Consider the following 873-nt stretch of genomic DNA (forward strand, 5'->3'; position numbering starts at 1 on the left):
CGAGGGCGTCCGTCCTCGTCGACCCCTTCCTCACACAGACCTCGACCCTCACACAGGCCTCGACCCACCCGCCCGATCTCCAGGAGGCACCATGACGACCCCAGCCCGCCCCGTCCTCCGGCCGGGTACCGAGATACTCGGTTTCTCCGACGTCGGGGTCACCTACCCCAACGGCACCCGCGCGCTCGAGGGCGTGGATCTCCGCGTGGGGGCCGGAGAGTTCGTCAGCGTGGTGGGACCCTCCGGGTGCGGCAAGTCCACACTGCTCGGGCTGGCCTCCGGCCTGGCGACCCATACCGACGGCTACTTGCAGACCGGCACCGACCGGGTGGGGTACGTCTTCCAGGACGCCACGCTGCTGCCGTGGCGCACCGTCGCCCAGAACGTCGAGATGCTCGCCGAGCTCGACGGGATCGGCAAGGCCGAGCGGCGGCAGCGGGCGCAGGAGGCAATCGACCTCGTGGGGCTGACCGGCTTCGAGCACTCCCTGCCGCGAGAACTGTCCGGCGGGATGAAGATGCGGGTGTCGCTGGCCCGGTCGCTGACGCTGGAGCCCGAGCTGTTCCTGTTCGACGAGCCGTTCGGGGCCCTCGACGAGATCACGCGGCAGCGACTCGGTGACGAGCTCCTGGAGCTGTTCGCGGCCAAACGGTTCGCCGGACTGTTCATCACCCACTCGGTCGCCGAGGCCGTGTACCTGTCCACCCGGGTCGTCGTCATGTCCGGGCGTCCCGGCCGCATCGTCCACACCATCGACGTCCCCTTCGACGTCCCCCGCGACCCCGAGGTCCGGTACTCGGCCGACTACATCAACCTCGTCGGCGAGGTTTCCCAGGCTCTGGAGGAGGCACACTGATGAACACCACCACCACC

The 873-nt window shown here is 69.3% G+C and carries 1 protein-coding gene; it reads left to right on the forward strand.

Annotation, left to right across the window (positions count from 1 at the left end; translation table 11 throughout):
• Positions 1-91 precede the first annotated feature (91 nt).
• Positions 92-856: an ABC transporter ATP-binding protein gene (locus G6028_RS17310; RefSeq protein WP_182659603.1), complete on the forward strand. Its 765-nt coding sequence runs from the start codon at positions 92-94 to the stop codon at positions 854-856.
• Positions 857-873: the final 17 nt, after the last annotated feature.

Origin of the sequence: Dietzia cercidiphylli (assembly GCF_014145145.1) — a bacterium.
Lineage (GTDB): Bacteria > Actinomycetota > Actinomycetes > Mycobacteriales > Mycobacteriaceae > Dietzia > Dietzia natronolimnaea.

Bases quoted from the DNA above. Each gene is read 5' to 3' on its own strand.
- G6028_RS17310 (WP_182659603.1), top strand. From the start codon at position 92: ATGACGACCCCAGCCCGCCCCGTCCTCCGGCCGGGTACCGAGATACTC.